Raw genomic sequence first — 22,870 nt, 5'->3', positions numbered from 1 at the left:
TTTTAAATAATTATTATTGAAAATATACTTCCTATTTTCTCAACATTTTAGTAAAATTTAGGTAATGATATTATCAAAATCGGCGTCCGGGAGGTATGACATGGAAATAATGAGTCTTTCACAAATACTGGATAGATCCATAGATGTTTTAAGAAAAAAACTAAAGACATTGGTATTATTCAATTTAGCTTACAGCATTATTGTGGGGGTAATAGCTTTTATATCAATAATGTTAGGTGCTGTTATATTTGGAGTAGTATTATCTTTATCACCTTCTGATTTTTTTATGGTGCTTTTTATATCCTTACTTATACTAGTAGCTTCAACTTTTGCAGTATCCATTTATGTTGGGATGATCAGCATATCTGCTGAGGAATTTACAGGGTATAAGGTTACGGTGCAAAAGGCTATTTCACTTTCTTTTAAAGCCCTTCCTAAGATATTTCTTATTTTAATCATGGTAGGGATTTCTCTTTTGCCTGCTATAGGAGTCTTTTGGTTCATAATAAAATCCATCGTAGAAAGCTTTGAAACCAATTATTATTTAAATATTGCCCTCATTAATGCATCGTGGATTCCTCTTCTAGGGGTACCCTTGCTTTTAATGATTGCTGTCTCTGCTGTGATGCTTATATATTTTTCGCTGTTTTCATTTTCCTTCCATGCAGGGGTTATAGAAGGTAAAGGTGCTTTTTCAGCTATTAAAAAGAGTATAATGCTGGTAAGAAAAAATTTCTGGAGAATAGTTTTATATAATTTTGTATTTGTTATAACTGTTGCAGGTATAAGATATTCCCTTCAAGCTGTAGTAAGTTTAATAATTGGTATTGTATTTTTATTAGGAAAATTGTTTAATGCAAATTCTGATTTTAAAGTACTTTTGGGAGGATTATTTGGTATATTATCAGGACCTATTAATATTATGACATGGCTCATAGTGACACCTATAGGAGGGATTTTTACCACCATGCTTTATTACAATCAGAGATTTAAAATAGAGGGGCTGGATTTAGAATTGAGGATAAAAAAATTACGAGATACCATGAAAGGAAATAGTTAAGTGAGATTATTGAGTTTAATTATTACTTCGCCAACCGAGTTTGAAAATTCAATACAGAATATATTAAATAAGCCTGAATACAGCCACTTAGTAAGGGATTCAGAAACTTTAATGGATAAATTTCGAAGAACTTTGATGAGAAAAATTGTTGATTTCATGCAGAAGCATTTTTCAGGTGCAAATTTTTCTCCGGAAGCTCCAGAGATGTTATCGGATATCTTTATGATTATAGGAATAATTCTTTTAGTGGCATTGATTATTTTTGTAGTGATGAAAACTAATAAAGTACTTAAAAATAGAAATAAGCTTCAAGAGATTCTGGGAGAAAGAATTGACGAAGCTGCAACTCCTCAAAGCTTAAAAAACAAGGCTTCTACCCTTAAGGAAAAAGGTGAATACAGGGAAGCTATAAGGATGGATTTCATTGCTTTGCTGTTTTTACTACATGAAAAAAGCCTGCTGTATTTAGATGAGACAAAAACCAATGAAGAAATTTATAAATATCTGATGAAAGAAAATTTCTTTAAGCTTAAAGAAATAAAAGAGCTTATGAACATTTTTAATTTCATCTGGTACGGAAATAAAGCCTGCACTCAGGACATGTATAATTCCTGGAACTCAAAGACAGAGCTTTTATGGAATGAGGTGATGACTGTTGAAAAAAAAGCTTAGCAAAGAACTTATAGCCTTATTCATACTCATGCCAATATTCCTCATAGGAGCATTTATATTAAGCAGCAGAATGGAGGACAATCTACCGAATTATTCTGTAATAAATAATACAAAAGGTGGATACAGCGTGTTTTTCCAAGGATTGAAGGAATTAAAGTACCCTGTAGAAAGGACATTAAAGCCTGTAGGCTCCATTGAGACTCAAAGCATTCAGATTATAGCTGACTATGGGCAATTCGATATTAATTCTCCGGAAATAATGCAGTGGATTAAAAAGGGAGGAAAAATAATATATTTGACCTCAAGGAATCTAGAAAATACAGAATATAAGCTTGCTTCTAAAGAGGAAAAGGGGACTGCTCAATATACTTATTTTAAAGGTAAGGTAGTCACTTTCAATCCTTCTTATTTTACTAATAAAACTTTGACCAAGAATACTTCAGATGCTTACAAATTAGTTAAGGAACTTGATAAGAGTACTTATAAAAGAATATACTTTAACGAATATTTTATATATCTGCCTAATGAAGGGAAATCCCTGTGGGGCAGCATCCCTTTTGCCATGAAGATTATAGTTTATCAGCTGGTATTAGCTATAATGGCTCTATATTACTATAAAGGAAAAAGGTTCGGAAAGCCTATACCTCTTTATGAGGAAACGGAGAGGACAGAAAATGAGTACCTTTATAATACAGCTTCTATTTACAGCAGGGCTGACTGCTGGGATATTATAACTGAAAACTACTATACAGGGTTACTGAAGGAAATTAAAGCTAATCATGAAACCTGGTTAGAAAAGTGGGAGAATGAAGGACTTCCTATGTTGAAAGAAGCTAAAAAGGTTTATGAGTTTATGAATAGGATGGATAAAAATAAAAAATGCAACGGAAGGGAATGCCTTCAGATAATAAATATAATAGAAGAGCTTAACAATGCTATAGCAAAAAGGAGAGATTCATATTGGAAAACCTGGAAAACAATAAAGTGATAAATATAGTGGAGGGTATAAATAGAGAGCTTAGAAAGGTAATTGTAGAGCAGGATGAGCTGATAGAGCAATCTATTATAAGCCTTATAAGCGGTGGACATGTACTTATAGAAGGCGTACCGGGGCTTGCTAAAACCCTGATGATTAAAACTCTGGCAAAAACCCTGGACTTAGATTTTAAAAGGATACAATTTACACCGGATCTTATGCCGGCAGATGTTACCGGTACAAAGATATTTAATATGCAGACAAGGGAATTTGAGCTCACAAAAGGACCGGTTTTTACAAACTTCCTATTAGCAGATGAAATTAACCGTACACCGCCTAAAACACAAGCAGGATTATTAGAAGCTATGGCAGAAAACACTGTATCTATAGACGGAGAAATGATAGACCTGCCATCGCCTTATATGGTATTTGCTACACAAAACCCTTTAGAGTATGAGGGAACTTATCCTCTTCCTGAGGCATTAATAGACAGATTTCTTATGAAGATAGTAATAGATTATCCTTCATTAAAAGCTGAAAATGAGGTTTTAAAACGTCATAATCAAGGTTTTTCCAGTACAGATTTAGATAAATGCGGTATACAGTCTCTGTTTACTCCCGAGGATATTTTAAGAAGCAGGGAAGAAGTTCAGAAAGTACAGATAGAAGAGGCTTTAATTGAATATATTGTTAATATAATCGCGGAAACCAGAAATAATCCTACTATAGATATAGGAAGCTCTCCCAGAGGATCTATAGCATTAATGCAATGTGCTAAGGGAGCGGCGGCCTACAGCGGCAGGGATTATGTAATTCCTGAGGATATAAAGAAGATGGCTATTCCTACTCTAAGGCATAGGATAATATTAAAGCCTGAATTAGAGCTTGAGGGTATTAAAGCAGATCAGGTTCTTAAGGATATACTTGCAAAAATAAAAGTACCTAGATAGAGAGTAGAGTGATATATTTGAGTATTACAAAACGTTTTATATACTTACTGCTCTTTGGAGCGGTGATTCTTACATTTTCCTTAATATTAGATAATTCCTTTATATTCTTTATACTCTACAATGCTATAGCTTTTATGCTGCTTATAACGGATTATTTAATATCAAAGGAAAACGGAAGAATATTTATAGAAAGAACAGGCCATGATTCCTTATCTTTATATGAAAATGAAAAAATATCCTTTGAGGTTTATAACAAGAGTGAAAGAGAGCTTTATATAGAGCTTAAAGATGAAATACCGGAACATCATTTTAAATTTAAGGAAAGCATAATGAGTGGAAAGGTTCCCCCTCATAATAAAAGTATATTCAGTTATGAAGTGATGCCTACAAAGCGAGGTGCTTTTACCTTCAGGAAGGTTCATGCAAGATATCAGGGAAAGCTGAAGCTCTGCATGATAAATTCTAAGATCAGGATTCCCAGAGAATTTAAGGTTTATCCTAATATGAAGAATTTAAGAAAATACAGGCTAGGCATAACTAATAACCGTTCCTTTAAGCAGGGGCAGCGAAACTTGAGGATGCTGGGAAGAGGTACTTCCTTTGAAAGCTTAAGAGAATATACTGCAGGAGATGAGTACAGGAAAATAAACTGGAAAGCTACAGCCAGAGGAAATAAGCCTATTGTTAATCAGTATGAGCCGGAAAAAAATCAGCATGTTCATATATTTATAGATACACGAAGACCCATGAGCTATACTTTGAAGGGATACAGAAAGCTGGATATGGTAGTAAATACTGCTCTGGTGCTCTCTGATGTAGTTAATCAAAATGGTGATGAGTCAGGGCTGCTGCTTTTTAACAGGGAAGTTAACAGTATGATAATGCCGGGGAAAGGGCCGGAACATAGAAATAAGATATTAGAAGCACTTTATCATATAGATCACACCAATGAGACTTCAAATTATGAAGATGCTTTTTTCTACTTTAAAAGAAAAGAAAGACATAGAAGCATAATCTTCTTATTTACGGATTTTGATACCCTGGAGGAAGCTGAATATATTCTTAAAGTTCTACCAATGGTTTCAAAAAACAATATAGTTGTAATAGTGCTTATAAAAAATGAAAGCCTTGAAGCTATAAGCGGTGAGAAAGCTTCCACCAAGGAAGAAATATTCAATAAAGGTGTTGCTTTAGAGCTTTTGGATGAACGGCAGAAAATAATATCCCTCCTAAACAGAAAAGGGATTCTATGCATTGAATGTCCGGCAGAAAAGCTTGAATATACCGTGGTAAACAGATATATTCAAGTTAAAAACAGAACCTATATGTAAAAACTTCCGCAGAAAAAAACTGCTTGGCAAAATATTTTTCTGCCAAGCAGTAAATTTATTATATTGATTTTGATTTCTTATATGGAATATAAAAATACAGTGCAAGTATAACTGCAGTTAAGAATGCAAAGATAAGTTTAAAGGCTTCACTTATATTAAGAGGAGTGAAGAAACCTTCAATAATACCTGCAATTATAAGCATAAATACTATTCCTGCAATGAGAGAAACAGCTTTTTTGGAACTCTTAATAAGAGCGTGCTTTCTTGAAAGCTCACCTGGAACCAGTATACTTCTTCCGATAATGAGACCTGCAGCACCGGCAATGAAGATAGCTGTAAGCTCTATGACGCCATGGGGAAGAATAAGGGACCAAAAATTTACTGGATCTCCGTACATGTAAATAACTGCGGTAAAGGTGCCTAACATCGCTCCATTCATAAGTAAAACATAAATAGTACCTATACCTAAGGTTATCCCAAAAACAAAAGCTTTTATGGCTACGGTTATATTATTAACCATAATGTAGCTGGACATTAAAGGATAATTCCAGTTTCCAGCTCCTCCTTTTGCACCTTGTTTTAATCCTTCTACTAAATTTTCAGGAAGAAAGATATAAGCATTGGTTATATCATTTATTACCATTATAAGGGTTATTAAGAAACCTAATGCAAATATCGCTGTGGAGGCATAGATATAAGCTTTATTTTCCTTAAGAAGTTTGGGAAAACCTGTGTATATATAATTTAAAATTTCCTTTGGGTTAAATTTTTTTACAGCATATACTTGATTATGACATTTACCAACCAGGGAATTTAAATAGCCGGTAACCTTATCCTGAGGATAATGGGTTCTTGCATAAGCTAAATGATGGCTTGAAAGTCTAAAGATGTGAAGAAATCTTTTTATTTCAGTGGAGGAAAAGGACTTGATTCCCTTATTGTTTATCTTAGAAGAAAACATCTCTAGTTCTTTCCATATATTTGAGTTTTTTTGAATAAATTGTTCTTCTTTCAATATCTTCACCTCATGTTAATTTTACCAAATAAAATTGCTTTGTGCATAGACAAAATGGAGTGATATTTATGAAAAAAATAAGAATTATTACACCGGAAAATATCGAAATTGAATATACCCTTGCAGACTTAGGCTCCAGGGTGGCTGCTGCGGCCATAGATATGATAATTAAAGATTTAATTGTGATGGTCATGGTTATTGGACTCTTACTTTCCCTATATTATAATCCTTCTCTTTGGGAGGAGCATTATGGGTGGATTTTAGGAATAGCCTTTATAGTTTATGCCATAATTTCCTATGGATATTTCATGTATGCAGAGCTTAAAATGAATGGAAGAACTCCTGGGAAAAAGTTTCTGAAGCTTAGAACCATAAGAAACAGCGGAGAACCTATCACCTTTAAGCATTCAGCTCTCAGAAATCTATTTAAGATTACCATAGACAGCTACGGAATAGGAATTGCTTTTATATTTTTTAACAAGGAGCATAAAAGGATAGGTGATCTTGTAGCCTCTACTATGGTTATTATGGAGGATGAAAAAGATATGCCTATTACCTTGGAAAGCCTTCAAAATTCTAAAGAGCACTACAGCTATTACATTACTGAGGAAGAGGACAGGCTTTTAAGGGAATATTTTGAAAGGAAAAGCACTTTAGAGGATTATACAAAGGTAAGGGAGGAAATGAAAAGCTACTTTACTGAAAAGTTTCAGAATCTAGGGATTCTGGAGGAGTGGCAGGAATTTATCAATAGGATTTAAAAAATGGTGCCAGGCACGTGACAAGTGACAAATGCCACGTCCTGGCACCATTTTTCTAATGTAATTTTAATCTTTTACTAATTTTACTGTAATAATCCCTTACTATAATAAAGACATAAGATAAATAAAAAACTTGGAGGGATGATTAATGGTAACAATAGAGCAGATTGATGAGTTGAGAAAAAGAGTTGATGTAACCTATGAAGAGGCTAAAGCTGCTTTAGAGCAGACAAATGGAGATGTACTTGAGGCTGTCATATATTTAGAAAAAAACCATAAGTATAAGAAAGATGACAATTTTAAAGAATCTAAAGAAAATTTTGAAGACAGCTTTTCTAAGTCTGTAGGAAGATTTATAAATTACTGTAAAAAGGTTTTAAAGAAGGGCAACAGCAACCACATATTAATTGAAAAAAATGATAATATAATTTTGAGATTATCTCTTACGATATTTGTATTGGTTTTAGTGCTTGTACCGTATATGTCTATTCCCCTTCTTATAATAGCATTATTTACAGGACATAAATTTTCTTTTCAGGGGAAGGATGTTGAAAAGACTCAAGCAAATGAAGCTTTGAGAAAAATGTCCGAAGCTGCTGAAAATATAAAAGCAGAAGCTTCTAAGTAATAAAGTCTCTGCTATGACATGAAGAAATTCTATAGAAGGATACAGGGTTATAATGAATCTTTAAATAAAGAGCATCTGCAATTCAGAAGATAATATCACTGTTTTGCAGATGTTTTTTTAATGTATGGTGGCTAGGGAGTTAAAGTAATCCGTATTCTCATTTATTAAACTTAATTATAATAGTACTTGTAATTTAATTGTCTAAAATAGATTTTAGTTATTTTTTATATTTATAGGTTTTTTAGTTTATAATCAAGTTATACCATTTAAATAAAAAGGCGGGAGGCTATGGTATGAATGAAAATATACTTATTGTTGAGGATGAAATTAAAATAGCCAGATTTCTTGAGCTAGAACTGAATTATGAGGGGTATAAGGCTGAAAAGGTACATGATGGAAGAGAAGCTCTTATGAAAATAAAAAATAATAATTATGATCTTGTTCTTCTTGATATAATGCTGCCTTCATTAAACGGGATAGAAGTTCTTAGAAGGGTAAGACAGTTTTCAGATATTCCTATAATCATGCTTACCGCTAAGGATGAAACCATGGATAAGGTTGCAGGCTTGGATATGGGAGCTAATGATTATGTAACAAAGCCCTTTGAGATAGAGGAGCTGTTAGCAAGAATAAGAGCACTGTTAAAGAGAAATACTCAGATTTCCAATGGGAAGGGAAAAACAGAAAACCTTAATTATGGCGCTCTTCATATGGATGCAGATATGCATATAGTCACCTATAATAGGGATATAATTGAATTGACAAAGAAGGAATTTGATCTTCTTCACTATCTCCTTTTAAATAAAAACAGGGTATTAACCAGAGAAAAAATACTGGAAACTGTCTGGGGCTATGATTACCTGGGAGATACCAATGTAGTGGATGTTTATATAAGATATTTAAGAAGCAAGCTTGATGATAGATATAATGTAAAGATTATTCAAACCATAAGAGGGGTTGGATATGTGGTAAGAGATGAGTAAAAATAGAAAAGAGCAGAAAAATAAGAAATTGGAAGATATGGAGTTTTTAAAATACATCATAAAAAAGGGTAAGGACTTTCTTAAAGAAATTTATAAAAGATATTTAACTAAATTAAGATTTTCAATAGTCCTTAAATTGAATTTAATGTACTCCTTAAGATTTTTGAGCATTATGTTCTCGGTTAATATAGCAATTTTAATAGTTTATGGATATATGAGCTTTAATAGGATAGAAAATACTATGAACCAAAGCTTTAAGGAAATAGAGGCTGTAAAGGTAACTGAAAGCTATATACCCAATGAAAAGCTTAATATGATAAGCAGTGTTAGCGGATTAAACCTTAGGATTTATAATTCTGAGGGAGTTAAAATATTTAACAGCATGGATTTTGATCAAAACGGCAATGATTATTCACCTAAGGTCATTGCACGATTTAATGAAAATCGTTCTTTAGAAAATGATGAAATACCCTTTTCCGTGAACAATTTAGTGAGCTTTCAAAAGATTAATGACGGAGTTATGAAGCTGAATTATGCATATGAAAAAACAATTTATACTTCTGAAGGTGATATTGATGTGAAGCTTGCTTTTCCCTTATACGGAGAAATAAGAAACTTAGTTAAAATATTTATTATACTTTTAGTTGCTGAGTTACTATCCATACTTCTTTCTCTGGAAGCAAGCGCTAAAAGGAGCAGAAGGATATTAAGACCAATAGACGAGATGATTAGTACTGTAAAAAATATCACCATTAACAAAATAGATACCAGACTGAATACAGGGGGGACCCAGGATGAGCTTAAAGATTTAGCTATGACCTTTAATGATATGCTGAACAGGCTTCAGAGAGCCTACGAGGTGCAAAATCAGTTTGTATCAGATGCCTCTCATGAGTTAAGGACGCCTATAGCAGTTATTCAAGGTTATGCCAATATGCTTCAAAGGTGGGGGAAGGAAGATGAAAAGGTACTTGAAGAGTCTATAGAAGCTATAAAGACGGAATCGGATAATATGAAGGATTTAGTAGAGAAGCTTCTTTTCCTTGCTCGGGGAGATAAAAATACTCAAAGTATAAATATGAATGAGTTTCCTTTAAATGAGCTTATAGAGGAAGTGCTTAAAGATACAAGGCTAATTGATGAGAATCATGAGATTCAGTGCTTTAGAAATAAAAAAATTAATCTTTATGCTGATCCTAAACTTATAAAGCAATGCTTGAGAATATTTATAGATAACAGTATAAAATATACACCTGATGGAGGTGTAATAAGCATTTCTTCCTATGAAGAGGGAGGAGAAGCTGTTCTAGCTATAAAAGATACCGGAATAGGTATTGATGAAAAGGATCTGCCAAATATATTTAACAGATTTTACAGAGCGGATAAATCCAGAGCAAAGCAGACAGGAGGAACAGGCTTAGGCTTATCCATAGCAAAATGGATAGTGATGAAGCATAAAGGCAGTATACAGGTAGACAGCGCTTTGAATAAAGGAACCAAAGTCATAATAAGACTGCCTATTATTAAGATATCCGGTAAGGAAAATTCCTCAAAGAGGTAAATAAAATAAAGCTGAGATGCGGTGTTAATAATTCTCTTTTCTCATGAGACTGACTGAATGTTGAATGAAAAAAGGAAGATATTTATATTGACTATTAATAATATCTCTTTTATAATTAAGAATTGTTGGTTTAAATTATAAATAAAAACATAGTAATGTATGTAATTAAAGCAGATGGGCGGCTTATAACCCATGTGCTTTTTATTTTGCAAAAGGTTCGATTAAGCTTTTTTAAGTTACTGGCTGTAATAAGCCTGATTATACATAAATACAATACTTACACATAGGAGGAATTTATGAAGAAATTATTTGGCGATAAGAAATTTTTCTTAACAATATTTACGTTGGTTATCCCTATAACTCTTCAAAACTTAATAAGTTCATCACTTAACATGATAGATAACATGATGATAGGAAGATTGGGAGAAAGCGAAATAGCAGCAGTAGGACTTGTGAATCAGTATTTCTTTATATTTATGCTGGTGCTTTCGGGAATAAATGCAGGGACAGGAATATTTATGTCTCAGTTCTGGGGAAGAAAAGATAAAGGCAGCATAAAAAAAGTACTGGGTCTGGGCTTGGTCCTTGGGACTATTACTTCTTTAATTTTTACAACGGTAGCGTTATTAGCACCTCAACTGATAATGAGAATATTTACTCAGGAAGTCCAGGTTATAAACCTAGGAGTACAGTATCTTAGAATAATTGCTGTAACCTTTATGCTCACTAATATAACACAAGCTTATTCCACAGCATTAAGGTGTACAGGCATTGCAAAGCCACCTATGGTAGCAAGTCTTATAGGAGTATTGGTAAATGCATCTTTAAACTGGGTGTTTATATTTGGAATGATGGGGGCTCCAGCTATGGGAGTTGCAGGAGCTGCACTGGCAACCAGCATAGCAAGGCTTATAGAAACGGCCTTCGTAGTAGGATATACCTATCTTTATAAGACAACTGCAGCAGCTAAATTAAAGGAAATGCTTTCTTTTAATATGGAATTTGTGAAAATGTATTTTAGGACTTCATCTTCAGTTATTATAAATGAAATAGTCTGGGCTTTAGGAATAACTACTTATTCTGTGATATACGCAAGGATTGGAATAAGTGCAGTGGCAAGCATGCAGATAGCAACCACCATCAATAATATGTTTATGGTAATGGGTATAGGACTAGCTACTGCTGCATCAATAATGGTAGGAAATAAAATAGGAGCAGGAGAAGAGGAGGAAGCTATATCTTATGCTACAAAACTGGGAATCTTAGCTCCCATTGTTGGAATCTTAGCTGGAGCATCCCTTTGGATATGTGCTCCCTTTGTAATGAAAGCCTTCAATGTAAATGCTGATACCTATAGTGCTACAATCTCAGTGCTGAAAATAATGTCGGCTTTTGCCCCTTTAAGATTCTTTAATGTACTTATGATAGTTGGTGTATTTAGGGGAGGCGGAGATACTACCTACTCTATGCTGGTACAGCTTGGTACTGTGTGGTGCTTTTCCGTACCGGTAGGCTTTATATCTGCGGTTTATTTAAAATTCAATCTGCCTCAGGTGTTCTTTATAATATGCTTAGAGGAATTAGTTAAGGTCGTTTTTGAAGCTAAAAGACTTCGTTCTAAAAAGTGGATTAGAAATGTTGTTGAAGATTTAGATTTGGCTGCAGTTTAAATCACTGATTTAAAAAGTGCTGTCTTAAATTAAGTTTTAAGACAGCACTTTTTTGTAAGATTCTTTAATCAAGCTTTATATGGCAGTAGCCGTTTGGGTTTTTCTTAAGATATTTCTGGTGGTATTCTTCAGCTTTATAATAATTTTTTAATGGTTCAATTTCCGTTACCACTTTTTTTTCATAGGATTTCTGTATGTTATCCCTGCTTTTTACTATTATATCTCTATCCCTTTCGTCTAGGTAATATATCCCTGTTCTATACTGGCTTCCAACATCAGGACCCTGCCTGTTTAATACTGTAGGATCAACTATTCCCCAATATTCTTCCAGGAGATCTTCCAAGGAAAGAAGATTTTCATCATATTTTATATATACAGCCTCAGCAAAACCTGTGTTTAAATTACATACCTGTTCATAAGTAGGGTTTTCAGTCCTTCCGTTAGCGTATCCTACCTCTGTTTCTGCAACACCCTTTATTCTTGAAAGGAATTCCTCCACTCCCCAAAAGCAACCGCCGGCCAATACTATTTCCTTCATGATATCACCATCCTTTATAATCTAAAATCAATGTTATATACAAAGTTTAATTCAAATCACAGATTAATTCCAGTATATTTTGAATTATATATATTGATAAATAAATAACTAAACATTAAAAGAAATGGTAAAAAATATAATAGAAATAATATAGTTTATACGAAAAAAACTACTTTTAATATAATTTTCGCAATTTTATTACATGGAAATATGTGTTTTTTTAAGTTTATATTGACAAAAAAATAACGAGTGCCTATACTGTATTTATGGATATAAAAAACTATTTAATAATACAAGCAGGGGGTATATTCAATGTTAAAAGGTAAAGTTGCAATTGTTACTGGGGGAACTAGAGGAATAGGTTATGCTATAGTTAAAAAATATCTTGAAAATGGAGCAAAGGTGGCTTTATGCGGTACAAGAGAAGAAACCGTTAATAATGCGTTAAACTCATTAAAAGAAGAAAATCCCAGCTATGAGGTAAGTGGTTTCTGCCCTGATATTACAAAACCAGAAGAAGTATCAAAAATGTTTGAAAAGGTTATCGAAAAGTACGGAAAAGTTGATATTTTAGTGAATAATGCAGGTATATCTCAAAGAGAGGATATCTATAGTTATAATGTTTCAGATTTTGAATGGATTATGGACTTAAATGTAAATGCAGTATTTGTTTGTTCGCAGGCTGCAGCTAAGGTTATGAAAAAGCAGGGTGGCGGTGTTATAATTAACACAAGCTCTATGGTTAGTATTTATGGACAGCCTTCTGGAGTAGGTTATCCAGCCTCCAAATTTGCTGTAAATGGATTGACAAAATCCCTTGCAAGAGAGCTTGCTAAAGATAATATTCGTGTAAATGCTGTTGCCCCTGGTGTTACAAGAACGGATATGGTAGCAGAGCTTCCTGCTGAGGTTATAAAACCTGTAATAGCAACAATTCCTCTTGGAAGAGTAGGGGAACCTGAAGAGGTTGCAGATGCATTCTTATTTTTAGGAAGCGAAATGTCAAGCTATATTACAGGGGTTATACTATCTGTAGATGGTGCAGCTAGAAGCTAATAGTCTATATTGTGTAAATAAAAGGTTCTTTCAAAGATTTTATAGATCTTTGAAAGAACCTTTTTATAATTTACTTTGAATTAGACCTTTAACCATTGAAGGAAGTAAATCTAATTCTTCTTTGGATAAATCTTTTGTTTGGATCATAGGGTGGATATACATTTCCACATCCTCTGGTTTTATTTTATTTCCGTTCTGCTCCATGAGTTTATAAGAGCCTTTAATGGTAACAGGGACTATTGGAACCTTGGATTTTGTAGCAAGTTTAAAGCTTCCTGCCTTGAATTCTCCCAAAGTATCTCCCTTACTTCTTGTACCTTCAGGAAATATCACCATGGAATGTCCGCTTTTTAATATCTTTACTCCCTGAGCAATGGCTTCAGCAGATTTTCTTAAGCTGCTTCTGTCCATAAATACACAGTGCATATATTCCATCCATGTACGCAGTATAGGTATTTTTTTCATTTCTATTTTTGCAATATAACCTTTAGGGACATCTACATAACTCATTAAAAGTGCAATATCAAAGTTACCCTGATGGTTGCTCATAAAAAGTACAGTTTCATCCTTTGGAAGATTTTCTTCTCCAAAAACCTTAATTCTTGCACCGCTTAATTTAACCTGTGACATTGCCCAGTTAGAGGTGGTTTTATGTATATATGCTTCCATTTCATCTTTTTTACCGGAACGCTCTAAAGCTTTTACCTTATAAAGCTTTGGAAGGGTAAATAATAAGCTTATAGCAAAATGGGTATACCAGATAATAGTTCTAAACATGTTAACCTCCTGATTATAAATATGTTTAAATTATAGTATAAATCCTAAATTAGTTAAAGAGCTGAGATGATAAGAAACTGTATAATTTTTAGTACATAATAATAGAATTATAGTATAATATAGAATATCAATATTAAGGGAAAAGAGTGGCTTTATAATAGTTATAGCTTCTATGAAGCCATATATATCCTAAGGAGGAGTAATATGGATAGATATGATTTTGATTTTAATGGTAAATTGTACAGCCTTACTGAGGAAAGTGCTGCAGCCTTTATAAATGATGATGAAAAACCTGTGGAAGGTCTTGATATAAAAGAGGTTTTAAGGCTGTTAAAGGAAAATACTGAGGTGAAATTTGACAAAGCGTACTATGAAGAACCCTGTGAAAGCTGCAGAGCTGATATAGAAAATAAGCCCAAGTACTTTGAGTTTTTAGAATTCTATTTTTATGTATTTACAAAGGACAACAAGTACATAATAAGCAGCTTATCAAAGGAATATGAAAGCACTTCATATAACAAGCTTTTAAAGCAGGGTAAGGTTGATAACAGCTATATAGTAAGCATAATAGTATGTAAACACTGCGGAGATTATTCTGTGCAGATAGAACAGTGTGCTGTTTAATAAGGATACATATATAATTTCATACCGCTAGGAGGGATGGGAATGAAGTTTAAATTGTACTTAATGAGTCTGTTATGTGCAGTATCCCTGTTCTTTTTAGGGCATACCGCTTATGCTGAGGAATTAGTTGTAAATGAACAGAGGATTTATGCTGAAATTATGAATGACGGCTCATTAAGGGTAAATGATGATACGGTTTTTGACATATCAGGATATTATAATGGAATGTTTAGAGATATATCTTATGATAAAGCTAAAAGTATAAAAATCCTTAGAGTGCAGGAGGCTGTTGATCCTCAGAAACCAGGAAGTGAAATGCTTAATTACAGTAAGGTAGGTAAGGCTAAGGAAGGTGATTCCGAGGTTTATACCCTTGAAGATGATAAAAAGAATAATATAAGAGTTAAGATATTTTCACCTTCAAAGAATACTGTAAAAGGCTTCAGAGTTTCTTATGAATTAAAGGGAGCGGTTAATAAATACAAAGATACTTCTGAATTTTATTGGAAGTTTATAGGCAAGAATAATGAAACTCCTATAAGAAGATTGGAAATATACTTGAGATTTCCTAACGGTGCATTAAAGGAAAATATTAAAGTGTTTGGGCATGGCCCTTTAAATGGAAATGTTAAAATTTTAGATGACAGAACTGCTTTGTTTACTGTGGACAATTTGAAAAGCAACACCTTTGTAGAGGTAAGGGCTCTTTTTCCGCCGGAATTATTAAGCGGGGTACCTGCTTCTAACGAAGAAAAGTTAAGCAGTATCCTGCAGGAAGAGCAGGGATATACAGAAAAGGCAAATAAAAAGATTAAAGTTAATAATACCTTTATTAATCTTAGTAAAATAGCTCCTATTGCAGTGATAATAATAAATGCCTTTATACTTGCTTTTATAATTTATCAGATAAGAAAAGGAAAATATAATGAATATGCTAAAGAAGTGATAAATATAGAAAGATATAATCCTGTGCTTTTAAGCTTTTATTCAGAGAGTTATGCAGGTAAAATATCTAATGTGCTGCTGGCTCAGCTGTTGGATTTTGTGCGAAGGGGACATTTAACCATTGAAGAATTAAAGGATGCCAATGATTCGAGATTTTTAAAAACTCATAAGGAGGAGCAGCTTCTTCCTCATGAAGAGTATATAATGAAGTGGTTTATAGAGGATATAGGAGATGGAAATGGAGTAACCTTAACGGAAATAGAGAACTATTCAAAGGATAATAAAGAGGAAAATTCAAAGAAAGCTTATGAATGGATTAATCTAATTCGCAAGGAAGTTGCTAATCTCGATTACAGGGATAAGGGTAAATTTAAGATTAAAGCAACAGTTTTGGTTGTGGAAATATTATTTTATATAATATCTATATTATCACTGGTTTTGGGAAATGTTTTATATGGTATTTTAAGTCTGGTAATTTCCATTATAACATCAATCTCTGCAGCCCTTATGAAGACCAGAAATGAGGAAGGGCAGATAGCTTATGAAAATTATAAATTTATAAAGGATAAGCTAAAAGGCTTTGATGAAAAGGAAGCAAAAGAGCTAATGGATAATATGGAATTAGGAGAAATTTACCTTGTGTATTCAGCTCTATTCAACCTTAAGGATAATTTTATGAGTAAAATGAAATTAAATATAGGAGATAATTATAATCCCGCTAATTATCAGAGTTATTATCTATGGAGTAGCTATCATTTATATGATGGAAACTTTGATTTGAATTCTACCTTGGATAATTCTTTTTCCTCCTATGATACCAATTTAGGTTCAGGAGGAAGCTTCAGCGGAGGAAGCAGCGGAGTCAGCAGCGGCGGAGGAGGAGGCTCCGGTGGATTTTAAATAATGCCTGGAAGAAATTTTACATTCTTCCAGGCATTTTTTTTACCAATCTCCAGAGGAGCCGCCTCCGCCTGAAGAACCTCCTCCGAAGCCTCCAAAGCCTCCTCCGGATCCTCCAAAGCCGCCGCCTCCGCCACGTCTTCCTCCTCTGCCGCCCCAAAAGGACTGCCAGAATAATATATTCAGCAGAGTTCTTATAATTCTGCCTCGATTAAAAAATATGTCTATAAGCAGGATACCGAATATAATGTAAGCCGGTATGCTTGTTCCTTTATCTCCTCCCTTTTCAGGGATTGAGATTTTTATATTCTTTTCCAGCTTTACATCGTATTCCTTCGCTATGCTGTCTGCAAAGACAGAGTAAGCATTTTTAATACCTTCATCATAATTTCCCTTCTGGAATTCAGGTTTAGCGATTTCGTTCATAACCCGGGAGGAGTAGGTGTCTGTTACTGCTCCTTCAAGGCCTCTTCCAACCTCAACTCGCCACTTCCGGTCTTTAACAGCAACTACCATCAAAAGTCCGTTATCTTTACCCTTTTGACCTATTCCCCAGGCTCTAAAGAGATCGTTGGCATAAGATTCTCTATCTCTATTTCCGAAGGAGTCGATTATAACCACTACAGATTGAGCTGATGTTTTATCTTCCAGCTCTTTTCCTACTGATATTAAATACTCTGCAGTAGAATTACTTAATGTACCGGAATAATCATTAACATATTTTGAGGCTGTAGGCTTAGGCATTGCCGTTTCAGCTCTTACAGGAATAAATCCTGATACCAGAAGAAGTATAATGAAGGCGGATAGCTTTATCTTACCGCCGATATTCAATGAGGAGTTGGATTTTTTTAATGATTTAGCCATTTTTATTTGGTAAAGTCTACTTTAGGAACTTCTTTAGATCCTTCAGCAGCCTTATAATATGGTTTTTCATCGAAATTAAACATACCGGCAATAATTGTGGTTGGGAATCTTCTAACCTTAGTGTTATATGCATCCACCGCAGTATTGTAATCCTGCCTTGCTATGGCGATTCTATTTTCAGTTCCTTCTAAATTTACTGTGAGATCTTTAAAATTCTGACTTGATTTTAAGTCAGGATATCTTTCCACTACTACTAATAATCTTGATAAAGCAGAGGACAGCTCAGCATCTGCATTTGCTGTATCCTGAATGTTTTGAGCACCTGCCAGTTTACTTCTGGCATTAGCTATGTCTGTAAATATTTCCTTTTCCTGTGATGCATATCGCTCTACTGTCCTTACAAGGTTTGGTATGAGATCAGAGCGCCTTTGAAGCTGTGTATCTATATTGGATTCAGCTTTTTTTACATTTTGATCTAAAGAAACTAGACTGTTATAACTGCCTATAATAGGAAGTATTAATGCAGCTAATACAGCTATAACTATAAGTACGGTTTTTAAAGTTTTATTCATGTTATCCCTCCTGTCATTATTATATAATTATATGAAAAATAATAATTCTGTATAATTATTTTTAGTGAATAAATTATTTTTATAAAATATTTGATATAGATTATAACATATTTATTTGTAGAAAATATGTCGGATATACATTATTAATAACTTGCTAACAAAAATAAATGAAGCTGAATAATTTTTGTTAATGTGATATTAATAAAGCCATGCATTATAGAAAATGAGATTTCTACTTATGCACGGCTTTTGAATTGTTTAGGACTTTTATGCCTTATATAGCAGTCCATTTATTTTTATTATACTAATTTATTCCATGAGTTTAACTTTATACCTTTGCATACTCTGCCCTTGCTTCAGAAAAAGCCTTAATATTCAAATCTAAGGTTTTTGGAGGCACGAAACCTTTTATTACTTCTATCCAGGTTTCCACACTAAAAGGAAGATAATTAGAAAGTGTTCCTAGAAGATATATATTGGAAACTTTGATATTACCTAAAGCTTTAGCTCTTTCTTTGGCTTGTACATATATAACTTCTAATCCTTTTTCTTTGATAATTTTGGAGATGTCCTCGGGATATTCTTCCTTTTCTAGCAGTACTCTGTTAGGAAAGACTATATCTTCGCTTAAAATTACTTTTCCTTTAGGTGATAACATATGACACCATCTTAATCCCTCAAGCTGCTCCATTGCTAAAAGTACATCCGCCTCGCCTTTAGGGATAGAAGCTGAATAAACCTTTTCTCCAAACCTAACACTTCCCCAAACCATACCGCCTCTCTGAGAAAGACCTATAACATCACTGGTTTTAATATCATAGCCCTCTTTAAAAGCAGCTTCTGCGATTACTCCGGTGGCTAAAACTAAACCCTGTCCACCAACTCCGCTTATCAATATATTAGTGATACTCATAATCAATACCTCCTTATGCTTCGCCTGTGCTTCGCTTTATGGCGCCTACAGGGCAAACCTGTGAGCATACCGAGCAGCCAACGCACATATCCGGGTCTATATAGGAATTCTTTTTGGTCTTTCCTTCATAAAGCTTCATAGAAATAGGAGGACAGTTTGTCTGTATGCAGCTTCTGCAGCCTATACAGGTGTTTTCATCCACATAAAAATGCGGTTCTTTGATTTTGAAATTTAAAGCACAGGGCCTCGTAGCTACAATAACAGACAGTCCTTCACGCTTCATGGCATCAGTTATAGCTGCTTTGGTTTCTTTATATTTAAATTGGTCAACCACAGTGATGTCTTTTATTCCAAAGGATTCTATAACTTCATGGACACTGACACCGTGGTTTTCATATTCTTTAAAGTATTTACTGGTGGTTGGAGTCACCTGACCGCCCGTCATAGCTGTGGTCCTGTTATCCATAACTATTACCGTTATATTTTCTCCGGAAGAGGCTAACTGGAGGAAGCCTGTCATACCGGAGTGGAAGAAAGTACCGTCACCTATGGTCGCTACAATAGGTTTTTTGTTTCCAGACATGCTTTGGGCTTTAGCAACACCTAGAGCCATACCTAAAGAAGCACCCATGCTTATATTGGTTTTGTGGACTTCAAAGGGTTCCAGTATACCTAAAGAGTAGCAGCCTATATCTCCTATTACTGTGGCTTTTATCTTTTTTAAAATATGGAATATAGGTCTATGAGGACATCCTGCACAGAGCATAGGAGTTCTTGGTACAGAGGTATCCTGAAGGATCTCTTCTTTTTTGAAGGAGTAAATTCCAGCTTCCATAAGTCCGTTCTTTATAACCTCTATGGATATTTCTCCTGTAAAGGGGAAGTATTTTTTACCTTCTGCTTGTATATTATTTATTTTAAGCTCTTCTTCTATAAAACCTAAAGTTTCTTCTATGACTAGAACTTTCTCGTAGTTTGAACTGAGCTTTCTGACATAATCTATTGGCAGAGGCCATACCATAGCCAGTTTTAAAATATCTACCTGTGCATCTACTTCTTTTAAATTTTCATAACACATGCTGCTGGTTATAACAAGCACAGAGGAATTTTTTCTTTCTAAGGTGTTTTTACTATAAGTGTTATTATAATTCTGCAGCTTTTCCATTCTGTCCTTCATGAAATGCTGCGCTGAATTTGCGTAGGGAGGGAGCATACAGTATCTTGACTGATCTTCTTCAAATCCGCTTATTGGAGCTTCTTTCCTTTCTCCAAGTTCCACTATTCCGCGGCAATGGCATAATCTGCTGGTAAGCCTGAGAAGCACAGGAGTATTGAACTCTTCGCTTATCCTTAAACCGTCTATTACGTAATCTTTCACTTCTTGAGGGGTTGATGGATCAAGTACAGGGATATTGGCATATTTACCCCAAAATCTGCTGTCTTGTTCATTTTGTGATGAAGACAGACCGGGATCATCTCCTACTACAAGGAGAAATCCTCCTTTAGTTTTTATTTGAGTAAAGGTCATAAAGGGATCAGAAGCGATATTTATCCCTACGTGTTTCATTGAAACTAAGGATCGTGCTCCGGCTACACTTCCACCTATGGCAATTTCCATTGCAACCTTTTCGTTGGTACCCCATTCTGCATAGATATCCTCATATGTCTTCATACTTTCAAGTATTGAAACTGTGGGGGAGCCTGGATAGCTGGAAGCTATAGTTCCGCCGGCTTCCCAAAAGCCTCTGCTTACTGCTTCGTTTCCGGTCATTACAACTTTTTCCAAAATCGCACCTCCTGATTATAAATTTCATAATATTAGCAATATTATAACACTAATTTTGGATAAAATGGTAAATAAATATTAATAAATAATTTGTATTTATTTATAGAGAAAGATTAAAGAAGTTAAATATAGTGTATAATCAATACAAAGGAGGAATGAACGTGGCAAGAAAAAGTACCAGAAACAATAAGCTTCTTTTTAACTCAAAGGATATAACTTCTCCTAAGGTTTATTCAATATTAGTGAATTTAGTTAACGAAGATAGAGAAGATTTAGCTGAAGAAGTATTGAAGGTGGATTACCTTTTACAATATGCAAGTACCTGTATCAAGCAAAAAGATAATTCTGAAGCCAGAGAAACCTTAGAAAAGGCATGGACAAGAATTGAAAATATTAAAAGCCAGGGATTTGAAGTGGAACATTTAGAGCATTTGTATAGCGGCGTTGAGGGAAAATGCAGAAAATAATGAACTGGATATAATAACCCCTGCATTATTTCATTTAAATAAATGTAATAATGCAGGGGTATTTTTTTAAAGATATATTATACTGCCATCTCATATATATTAAGCAGCGGATTATTGTTATTTATAAGTCCTTGATAGTAAACCTCTTTGTTATTTATTTTAAATAAATCTGCAGGCCTCATAAGCTCAGGAGATTTATCAAAATGGCATATTTTGCTTCTTATGAGCAGCTCGGATACAAATTGAGTACAGAAATAATGATTTTTTCTTTTAATGGGCATATTTAATAGTACTCCAAATAATCCAATAAAATTATATCTGTATTGATCCTGGTTTTTTAAAAACCCTTCCAAGGTTTCCTTTAAATTATAATATTGCTCTTCTGTAATTTTAACTTTATAAATAAGACATTCACTTTGAGAAAACTTTTTATATACTCCTTTGTGTATATTTTCTTTCACCAAGCCTCCGGAAAAAGGGTTGTCCGGATTGATCCTTCCAAAGGAGTACATTTCCTCAAAAGTAGGGTCAAAACTTAGGGACGTGTGAACATATTTAGTGTCAGAAAAAAGATTAATTGCTTGTGATAGCCAGGTGCCGGTTTTGGAAAAAACCAGATATATATTCTTATAATTCATTTTTAATTCTATCTCCTTGATTATTAATACTAAACAGCTGTGTTAACTATTATTTTAGGGTGAAATACTTAAAGTAAGATTAAGATAATATTATTTTTTTCTTAAATCTGGAAGATTATTTTTATCTATATATGACCACTTTATATGATTTTGTCCAAAATGTAAAGAAAAAACCAGGGGTGTTAACAAATTGTGTATATATGTATATATATTAATAAAGGTAAAGAATATTTAAGAAATTGTTTAAATAATCAGATAATAATGAATATTGACAAAATTAAAAAGGGGTGGTATCATTTAATCAAATATAAGAAAGCTTTCTTATTTAAATTTTTACAAAACAATTAGAAGAAAGAGGTGAGTCCGCCTAAACATTTAATAGGAGTATAAGACCATTATTACTGTATTAAGAAAGTAGGTTGACATACAATAATTAAATATTTAAACATTAACTCATGCCCTAGGCATAAAGAGGTTTTTTGTAAACAGATTTTCAAGTAATTCAATGATCGCTGCCGTAGCAGCGGGCGAGGAGCCACAAATACGATTACCTAATAACAGAAAAATCTGGTTTACAGCAAGTTAGTTAATAAACAATTATTAACATGAATGTTTTAGGAAAATTTATATACAATTAAGGAGAAACGACTTTGGAGGAAACATTTATCAAGGATAGAAGCTGAAATACTTAATTCTTTTTGAATTATAATATTTTGGCTTCTATTTTTTTGTTTTCAAATAAATGTACTGAATATGGAATATAGGTTGAAGCGTAAAATGTAAAGAGACCTTGGATTATAATGAAAATAATTAATAAGTTGTTAATCATCTTAATAGGAAAAATTTTGTATTATTGTTATATAGATATTAATTTAAAATGGGAGGTAAAAATATATGAATTATATATTCCCTAATAACTTTTTGTGGGGTGCAGCTTCATCGGCGCCTCAAACAGAAGGAATGTCTCTGCAGGGTGGGAAAGCCCCAACTATTTGGGATTATTGGTACTCTACTGAGCCTCAAGTTTTTTTGAAAATGTGGGTCCTGAACATACTTCTAACTTCTATAAGATGTATGAGGAGGATATACAAAATATGAAATATTTAAATTTTAATTCCTACAGAACCTCCATTTCCTGGGCCAGGCTTCTGCCGGATGGGAAAAATATAAATAGTGAAGCTGT

General features: G+C 33.7%; 24 protein-coding genes. 16 read left to right on the top strand and 8 right to left on the bottom strand.

The genetic code is table 11. The features are described 5' to 3' along the window. Window positions 1-100 precede the first annotated feature (100 nt). Genes TA89_RS14500 through TA89_RS14480 form a run of 5 tightly spaced genes read left to right on the top strand, consistent with a single transcriptional unit; the run spans window position 101 to window position 4,989 of the window. On the top strand, window positions 101-1,060 hold the full coding sequence (locus TA89_RS14500) for a glycerophosphoryl diester phosphodiesterase membrane domain-containing protein (RefSeq protein ID WP_040214431.1): 960 nt from the start codon (window positions 101-103) through the stop codon (window positions 1,058-1,060). Then, on the top strand, window positions 1,061-1,732 hold the full coding sequence (locus TA89_RS14495) for a hypothetical protein (RefSeq protein WP_040214430.1): 672 nt from the start codon (window positions 1,061-1,063) through the stop codon (window positions 1,730-1,732). Continuing rightward, a complete protein-coding gene (locus TA89_RS14490; protein WP_040214427.1) occupies window positions 1,716-2,720 on the top strand; it encodes a hypothetical protein in 1,005 nt (334 codons plus the stop codon). The genes TA89_RS14495 and TA89_RS14490 overlap by 17 nt, the downstream gene beginning before the upstream one ends. Then, on the top strand, window positions 2,693-3,658 hold the full coding sequence (locus TA89_RS14485; RefSeq protein WP_052447529.1) for an AAA family ATPase: 966 nt from the start codon (window positions 2,693-2,695) through the stop codon (window positions 3,656-3,658). The genes TA89_RS14490 and TA89_RS14485 overlap by 28 nt, the downstream gene beginning before the upstream one ends. A gap of 17 nt (window positions 3,659-3,675) precedes the next feature. Continuing rightward, window positions 3,676-4,989 carry a DUF58 domain-containing protein gene (locus TA89_RS14480; protein WP_040214426.1) on the top strand — a complete coding sequence of 438 codons (1,314 nt, stop codon included), beginning with the start codon at window positions 3,676-3,678 and terminating at the stop codon, window positions 4,987-4,989. Window positions 4,990-5,047: 58 nt separating this feature from the next. Here TA89_RS14480 and TA89_RS14475 read toward each other — a convergent pair whose 3' ends face one another. Beyond that, window positions 5,048-6,004, bottom strand: a complete 957-nt coding sequence (locus TA89_RS14475; protein WP_052447528.1) for a stage II sporulation protein M — start codon at window positions 6,002-6,004, stop codon at window positions 5,048-5,050. A gap of 68 nt (window positions 6,005-6,072) precedes the next feature. On the opposite strand from TA89_RS14475, the gene TA89_RS14470 reads away from it, so the two are divergent. The 5 genes from TA89_RS14470 to TA89_RS14450 all read left to right on the top strand — a co-directional run bounded on the left by TA89_RS14470 (window position 6,073) and on the right by TA89_RS14450 (window position 11,607). Next, window positions 6,073-6,765, top strand: coding sequence for an RDD family protein (locus tag TA89_RS14470; RefSeq protein ID WP_040214424.1), 693 nt, complete (start codon window positions 6,073-6,075; stop codon window positions 6,763-6,765). 148 nt (window positions 6,766-6,913) lie between these two features. Next, window positions 6,914-7,393: a DUF4342 domain-containing protein gene (locus tag TA89_RS14465; RefSeq protein ID WP_040214422.1), complete on the top strand. Its 480-nt coding sequence runs from the start codon at window positions 6,914-6,916 to the stop codon at window positions 7,391-7,393. 293 nt (window positions 7,394-7,686) lie between these two features. Continuing rightward, the gene (locus TA89_RS14460) at window positions 7,687-8,376 is read left to right on the top strand and encodes a response regulator transcription factor (RefSeq protein ID WP_040214421.1); all 690 of its coding nucleotides are present in this window, start codon (window positions 7,687-7,689) and stop codon (window positions 8,374-8,376) included. Continuing rightward, window positions 8,369-9,937, top strand: coding sequence for a sensor histidine kinase (locus TA89_RS14455; protein ID WP_040214420.1), 1,569 nt, complete (start codon window positions 8,369-8,371; stop codon window positions 9,935-9,937). The genes TA89_RS14460 and TA89_RS14455 overlap by 8 nt, the downstream gene beginning before the upstream one ends. A gap of 296 nt (window positions 9,938-10,233) precedes the next feature. Next, complete coding sequence (locus TA89_RS14450) at window positions 10,234-11,607, top strand: MATE family efflux transporter (protein ID WP_040214419.1); 1,374 nt, start codon at window positions 10,234-10,236, stop codon at window positions 11,605-11,607. A gap of 64 nt (window positions 11,608-11,671) precedes the next feature. Here TA89_RS14450 and msrA read toward each other — a convergent pair whose 3' ends face one another. Then, window positions 11,672-12,145 carry a peptide-methionine (S)-S-oxide reductase MsrA gene (msrA, locus tag TA89_RS14445; protein WP_040214417.1) on the bottom strand — a complete coding sequence of 158 codons (474 nt, stop codon included), beginning with the start codon at window positions 12,143-12,145 and terminating at the stop codon, window positions 11,672-11,674. A gap of 312 nt (window positions 12,146-12,457) precedes the next feature. Between msrA and TA89_RS14440 the strand changes: the two genes are divergently transcribed. Then, window positions 12,458-13,201, top strand: coding sequence for an SDR family NAD(P)-dependent oxidoreductase (locus tag TA89_RS14440; RefSeq protein WP_040214415.1), 744 nt, complete (start codon window positions 12,458-12,460; stop codon window positions 13,199-13,201). A gap of 63 nt (window positions 13,202-13,264) precedes the next feature. On the opposite strand, the gene TA89_RS14435 is transcribed toward TA89_RS14440, so the two are convergent. Beyond that, window positions 13,265-13,978, bottom strand: coding sequence for a lysophospholipid acyltransferase family protein (locus TA89_RS14435; RefSeq protein ID WP_040214413.1), 714 nt, complete (start codon window positions 13,976-13,978; stop codon window positions 13,265-13,267). Window positions 13,979-14,182: 204 nt separating this feature from the next. Between TA89_RS14435 and TA89_RS14430 the strand changes: the two genes are divergently transcribed. Beyond that, on the top strand, window positions 14,183-14,602 hold the full coding sequence (locus TA89_RS14430; protein WP_040214411.1) for a DUF3785 family protein: 420 nt from the start codon (window positions 14,183-14,185) through the stop codon (window positions 14,600-14,602). Between the two features lie 42 nt (window positions 14,603-14,644). Continuing rightward, entirely contained in the window at window positions 14,645-16,447 is a 1,803-nt protein-coding gene (locus TA89_RS14425; RefSeq protein WP_040214409.1) for a DUF2207 domain-containing protein, read from the top strand. 42 nt (window positions 16,448-16,489) lie between these two features. On the opposite strand, the gene TA89_RS14420 is transcribed toward TA89_RS14425, so the two are convergent. From TA89_RS14420 to TA89_RS14405, 4 genes are all read right to left on the bottom strand, one after another. Further along, the gene (locus TA89_RS14420; RefSeq protein WP_040214408.1) at window positions 16,490-17,311 is read right to left on the bottom strand and encodes a TPM domain-containing protein; all 822 of its coding nucleotides are present in this window, start codon (window positions 17,309-17,311) and stop codon (window positions 16,490-16,492) included. A gap of 2 nt (window positions 17,312-17,313) precedes the next feature. Then, complete coding sequence (locus tag TA89_RS14415; protein ID WP_040214406.1) at window positions 17,314-17,883, bottom strand: LemA family protein; 570 nt, start codon at window positions 17,881-17,883, stop codon at window positions 17,314-17,316. Between the two features lie 328 nt (window positions 17,884-18,211). Continuing rightward, entirely contained in the window at window positions 18,212-18,796 is a 585-nt protein-coding gene (locus TA89_RS14410) for an indolepyruvate oxidoreductase subunit beta (RefSeq protein ID WP_040214403.1), read from the bottom strand. Between the two features lie 13 nt (window positions 18,797-18,809). Then, window positions 18,810-20,582 (bottom strand): thiamine pyrophosphate-dependent enzyme, encoded by a 1,773-nt coding sequence (locus TA89_RS14405; protein WP_341350010.1) that lies wholly within the window; start codon window positions 20,580-20,582, stop codon window positions 18,810-18,812. A gap of 161 nt (window positions 20,583-20,743) precedes the next feature. Here TA89_RS14405 and TA89_RS14400 point away from each other — a divergent pair, with 161 nt between their 5' ends. Next, window positions 20,744-21,049, top strand: coding sequence for a hypothetical protein (locus tag TA89_RS14400; RefSeq protein ID WP_040214399.1), 306 nt, complete (start codon window positions 20,744-20,746; stop codon window positions 21,047-21,049). A 77-nt stretch (window positions 21,050-21,126) separates the two neighbouring features. Here the strand turns inward: TA89_RS14400 and TA89_RS14395 are convergent, their stop codons facing one another. After that, window positions 21,127-21,687, bottom strand: coding sequence for a hypothetical protein (locus TA89_RS14395; protein WP_040214396.1), 561 nt, complete (start codon window positions 21,685-21,687; stop codon window positions 21,127-21,129). A gap of 894 nt (window positions 21,688-22,581) precedes the next feature. Here TA89_RS14395 and TA89_RS19320 point away from each other — a divergent pair. Then, entirely contained in the window at window positions 22,582-22,785 is a 204-nt protein-coding gene (locus tag TA89_RS19320) for a family 1 glycosylhydrolase (RefSeq protein ID WP_040214394.1), read from the top strand. Next, window positions 22,725-22,870, top strand: a 146-nt coding sequence (locus TA89_RS19315; RefSeq protein WP_423219506.1) for a family 1 glycosylhydrolase, incomplete at its 3' end; no start/stop codon positions are given. The genes TA89_RS19320 and TA89_RS19315, both read left to right, overlap by 61 nt.

Source organism: Clostridium polynesiense (genome assembly GCF_000820705.1).
Taxonomy (GTDB): domain Bacteria; phylum Bacillota; class Clostridia; order Clostridiales; family Clostridiaceae; genus Clostridium_AA; species Clostridium_AA polynesiense.
The sequence above is the reverse complement of the archived record's forward strand: the minus strand, read 5'-3'. Positions and strand labels throughout refer to the sequence as shown.